Annotated in this window: 4 protein-coding genes and 1 tRNA gene; 4 read left to right on the top strand and 1 reads right to left on the bottom strand. The window is 34.5% G+C overall.

Annotated features, from left to right (window positions below):
- From Q0C22_RS02215 to Q0C22_RS02205, 3 genes are all read left to right on the top strand, one after another.
- Nucleotides 1-419, top strand: a 419-nt coding sequence (locus Q0C22_RS02215) for an ammonium transporter (RefSeq protein ID WP_367172084.1), incomplete at its 5' end; no start/stop codon positions are given.
- Entirely contained in the window at nucleotides 416-778 is a 363-nt protein-coding gene (locus tag Q0C22_RS02210; protein ID WP_367172087.1) for a hypothetical protein, read from the top strand. The genes Q0C22_RS02215 and Q0C22_RS02210, both read left to right, overlap by 4 nt.
- Before the next feature lie 46 nt (nucleotides 779-824).
- A tRNA-Ala gene (locus tag Q0C22_RS02205) sits at nucleotides 825-900 on the top strand.
- Between the two features lie 154 nt (nucleotides 901-1054).
- On the opposite strand, the gene Q0C22_RS02200 is transcribed toward Q0C22_RS02205, so the two are convergent.
- The gene (locus Q0C22_RS02200) at nucleotides 1055-1846 is read right to left on the bottom strand and encodes a sulfite exporter TauE/SafE family protein (RefSeq protein WP_291490448.1); all 792 of its coding nucleotides are present in this window, start codon (nucleotides 1844-1846) and stop codon (nucleotides 1055-1057) included.
- Nucleotides 1847-2033: 187 nt separating this feature from the next.
- Here Q0C22_RS02200 and Q0C22_RS02195 point away from each other — a divergent pair, with 187 nt between their 5' ends.
- Nucleotides 2034-3167, top strand: coding sequence for an acetate--CoA ligase family protein (locus tag Q0C22_RS02195; protein ID WP_291490447.1), 1134 nt, complete (start codon nucleotides 2034-2036; stop codon nucleotides 3165-3167).
- Nucleotides 3168-3260: the final 93 nt, after the last annotated feature.

The following is a 3260-nucleotide window of genomic DNA, read 5'->3' as shown; positions in this document are numbered from 1 at the left end:
CAGTGGCACTCATCAGTGGAAGTGTCATTGAAAGAATAAAGTTTTCATCTTGGATTATATTTGGCAGTTTGTGGGTTTTGCTTGTTTATACACCTATTGCTCACTGGGTATGGGGTGGCGGGTTTTTACAAAAAATGGGAGTACTTGACTTTGCTGGTGGTCTTGTTGTTGAAGCAAATTCTGGAGTTTCAGCTTTGGTGCTGGCATTAATAGTAGGCAAGAGAAAAGATTTCAAAAAAACAATAATGCCGCCTTCTTCTATTGCGTTGAGCATTATTGGTGCAGGATTTTTATGGGTTGGTTGGTTTGGTTTTAACGCAGGAAGTGCAATTGCATCAAACAATCTTGCAAGTTATGTATTTTTAACAACAAATATTGCTGCCTCAGCAGGTGCTCTGAGTTGGATGTTCGCTGAATAGGCATTATTGCTGGAATTATAAGCTGGATAGGAGTATCTTATGTAAAGTATAAGTTTTCTTATGATGATTCACTTGATGTGTTTGGCGTGCATGGACTAAATGGTATTTTTGGGATTTTAGCAGTTGGCCTTTTGGCAACTAAATCTGTAAGTCCAAAAAATGGTTTACTATTAGGAAATTTTCACACGTTTTTTATAGAATTTTTGGCTATTATTATAATTATAGCTTATTCTGCTTTAGGGACTTTTTTATTGGCAAAATTAACCTCAATTTTAACTCATGGATTAAGAGTATCAGAAGAAGATGAACAAAAAGGACTGGATATTGCAACACATACAGAACAAGGCTTTGATATTTAATTTAAAATTGACAAAACATTAAATTTAGCTAAAATTAAAAGTGTTTGGGGCTATAGCTCAGCTGGGAGAGCGCTTGGCTGGCAGCCAAGAGGTCAGGGGTTCGATCCCCCTTAGCTCCACCAACTACTCTAATAGTGCCTTTATAAAATAAGTGTAAGTTAGAAATTGTATTTAAATTACAAGATGTTATAATAGAAAATTGATACATTGTTACATGTAAATCTTTATTCATCAACAAAAAAATAAAGTCTATCCAAAATAATATAAATTCTAAAATCAAATTTTAACAATATTACCTAAAAATAAGAAAAAACCCAAAAATAAAATTATCCATCCCTGATATACTCTTAAAGTTTTTAAATCTAAAGCAGATGAAATATAAGCACCTATCTGAGAACCGGATACCGCACCAATAAATAAAAAAATAGCATACAATAACCAAACAGACAAATAATCGTTTGTATTTGTTAAATGTACAATAAACCCAATCAAAGAAGTAATTGTCATTGTCATAATCAAAGTGGAAAAAGCTGTCCTTGGAGAAATTTCTTCCACAGCAACCAAATATGTTCCCATTATGCCACCTATCCCTACACCAAAAAATCCTGATACAAAACCAGCTAAAAATGAAATGAAACGTAAAAGATTACTATGTTTAATGATGTTTGTAGTGCTTTGACCATTAAATTTTAGTAAATTTTTTTTAGCACTCACCAAAGAAAAAATACCTATTATTATTACCCATAATGGAAATATGATTGCAAATTGTTGAGTTTTTATAAATTTATTAACAATTGAACCTATAATAATACCAGGCAAAATAAAACTAATAATAACTACAAATAATTTATAATCAATTGTTTTTTGCTTTATAAAAGCATATGTGCCCCCAATTGAACTTACTACAATTGTAAACAAGCTTAAACCACTTGCTATAATTGAGCTTAAATGTAAATAATAAATAAAAAAAGGCACCAATATGATTCCACCACCAATACCTATTATGTTGCCCAATATAGAAACCACTATTGACACTATTAAAACTGCCAAACAATTTAAAATTATCATCTTATTTTCTCCTGAAATTACATAAAATTTTTGCAATTTTAAATATTTCAATTTTTAAATGCAAAATCACAAACTTCAATAGTATTCTAAAATTAAAAAATACTACTATTTTTTAAAAGAATATGCCTTCCAACTTAAAAGTAACTATTTTTTGCCTAATAGCTAACTTAACCAATACAACAATGTTTTGTATTTGTCAATAAAAAAAGAAATAGAAAAAATAAAATCTGAAACGCTTTCCGAAAATGAATATGACTTTAATTTCGATAAACTTATTGAGCCTTCTCCGCAAGATTTTTTAAATATTGCAGAAAGCTATCCTGCTTTTGCCGAAAAAAGAGTTGTGCTGGCGGAAGATTTTGATGATTCTTTTCTTAACGACGAAAGCATGCTTGAGGTTTACAGAAGTTTGAGTGAAAACGACTTTTCAAACTTCATAATAATCGGCACTCACTACCCCCCGGGAATAACGGATAAGCTTCCTGAAGCTATAAAACAGATCTCAGAAAAACACAAAAACTTTAACATAGCTGTAGAGCTCGGAAACACTGAATATTCTGAACATTTAAGAAATGCTTTCTGGCAGTCAGGAATCCCGGCTTTCAACTCCCCAGAAGAGGCTTCGGCTGCGATGGCTTATCTCATAAAGTCATCAAAGATCCAGCCGAGCTGGCATTATTCTGTAAAAAAAGAGCCAGCGTTGAGTTTTGAAGGCGTGGTAATCAACCCCGAAAGTTCTGAATTCTTAAAAGAATTTGGTTTCAAAATACCTCTGTGGGGATGGATCGATGTTACGGATCTCAAGAGTCTGCCTTACCCGGTTGTGCTGAAAGTTTACAGAGCGGATCTGATCCACAAAACTGAACAGGGAGCTGTCAGGGTTGGTATTACAAATGACGTAGAGGCTCTCGCTGCAGCTGAAGAGCTGAATAAAAAGTTCCCGGACGGCAGGATCTACTATCAGCAGATGGTAAAAGGCCACGAAATAAGGCTAGGCTTTGTAAAGGATGAATCATTCGGAGCCGTCGTCAGCGTCGGCGTCGGGGGGATACTTACTGAGCTCTACAGGATAACTTCAAACTACGTCTGCCCGGTAACTCTTGAAGAAGCCATCAGTATGCTAAAAGAAACCAAGATATTCGAGCTTCTATCAGGGTACAGGGGCAGATCTGTTTACGACCCTCAAAAGCTTGCGAGCTCAGTATCTGCGCTTTCTGAATGGGTTTACGGGAAAGAAAATTTGAAAGAACTTGAGATCAACCCTCTGATCGTAAATGAAAATGGGTTGTACGTTGCTGATCTGAGAATGAGCTTCGAATGAATGCTGCTCCTGGATTGTATTTTAAAAAACATCAAATTAATCTCTAACTCCCGCTATTTTGCATAATAGGTATTTCCAGCGCATCAACTATTT

The organism is Desulfurella sp. (genome assembly GCF_023256235.1).
Taxonomy (GTDB): Bacteria; Campylobacterota_A; Desulfurellia; order Desulfurellales; family Desulfurellaceae; genus Desulfurella.
This window is presented reverse-complemented; position numbering and strand designations above follow the sequence as displayed.

What these genes read in the sequence shown, in the direction of transcription:
- Q0C22_RS02200 (WP_291490448.1), bottom strand. Translation starts at nt 1,846, where the DNA reads ATGATAATTTTAAATTGTTTGGCAGTTTTAATAGTGTCAATAGTGGTT.